Raw genomic sequence first — 1,180 nt, 5'->3', positions numbered from 1 at the left:
GACCAGGAAGGCGCCCGGCCCCGCCGCGGCCATCGCCGCGCAGGCCTGGTCCCAGCCGTGGATGCCGTCGACCACGATGTAGCGGCTCATGTCGCCGGCCACGACGAAGTCGAAGTCCAGGCGAGCCCCACCTTGGGCTGCAGTGGCCAGGCAGAGCAGCGCCGGCAGGGCGAAGAAGCGGCGGAGCGCCGGAGCACTCGGGGGCATGGCTTTCTCCCGTCGTTGCGGAACCCCACCATGGTAGGCACGAACCACTGTCCCGGCTGGCGTGCACCCCGTGGTTGGAACGCTTGCCCGTCCGGGGTATGCTGGCGGCGCCCCCGCGGTGGGGAGGCCCCAAGGTGAGGAGTTCCCAGGCAAGGAGTCCCGATGCGTCCGCTGAACCCGCTGCCCCTGCTGAGCCTGCTGAGCCTGCTTGTGCTGGCGACGGCCGCGCCCGCCGCCGCCGCGCTCGATGACCTGGCGATCCCGGTCACGCCCGCGCACCCGCGCGAGGTCATCTTCACCGACAAGGGCGCCGCCCACCTCGCGGGCTGCGCGGTCGGGCAGGACACGCGCAGCTACCACGGCTTCTACGTCGCCATGCACGAGCTGCTCGACGGCTGGTCGCTGCGCCTGGAGGACGGCCGCGAGCTGTCCGCCGCCACGGCCGACTCGGCTTCCGTGCTGCCGGACCGACTGCAGCGCTTCTACCGCATCGACGGCGCCGTCATCGTGGAGAACGTCACCCTGCTGGACCGCAGCGACGGTTTCCAGGTCGTCTACGACGGCGTGCCGCCGGGCGGCTTCGCCTTCGTGCCGCGGGTCGACATGCGCTTCCTGTGGAAGGTCGCGCGGCCCGAGTACCTGACCGTCTGGGAGGGCGGCGTGCTGGGCGTCGCGCGCGCCGACCGCGTCGCAGCCGCCGTCGGCGAGCGCAACCCGCCCTGGCTGGCCGTCGCGGTCAAGGGCGCCGCCGACTTCGCGCCGACCGGGCGCTACCTGCCGCGGCGCTACCCCGTCGACGCGGCCCGCAAGGCGATGGAGTCGGCCACGCCCTGGGAGGCCGGCGAGATCCGCGGGCGCATCCCGCCGCAGGTGCCGTCGGGCTGCGTGCAGGCCGTGATCGCCGCCGACGCGACGGCCGTCGCCGCCGCCGCGCGCGCCCAGCGCCTGCTCGACGAAGCGCCCGCACTGGCGG

Annotated in this window: 2 protein-coding genes; one reads left to right on the top strand and one right to left on the bottom strand. The window is 74.4% G+C overall.

What is annotated here, in order from left to right; translation table 11 throughout:
- A partial coding sequence (locus tag Q7W29_14835) for a hypothetical protein (GenBank protein MDO9173097.1) occupies nucleotides 1–207 on the bottom strand: 207 nt, incomplete at its 3' end.
- 162 nt (nucleotides 208–369) lie between these two features.
- Here Q7W29_14835 and Q7W29_14830 point away from each other — a divergent pair.
- A partial coding sequence (locus tag Q7W29_14830) for a hypothetical protein (GenBank protein ID MDO9173096.1) occupies nucleotides 370–1,180 on the top strand: 811 nt, incomplete at its 3' end.

The sequence above is a fragment of the bacterium genome (assembly GCA_030654305.1).
In the GTDB taxonomy this organism is placed as follows: Bacteria; Krumholzibacteriota; Krumholzibacteriia; order LZORAL124-64-63; family LZORAL124-64-63; genus PNOJ01.
Note: the sequence above shows the minus strand (reverse complement) of the source record. Positions and strands in the feature narration are given on the sequence as shown.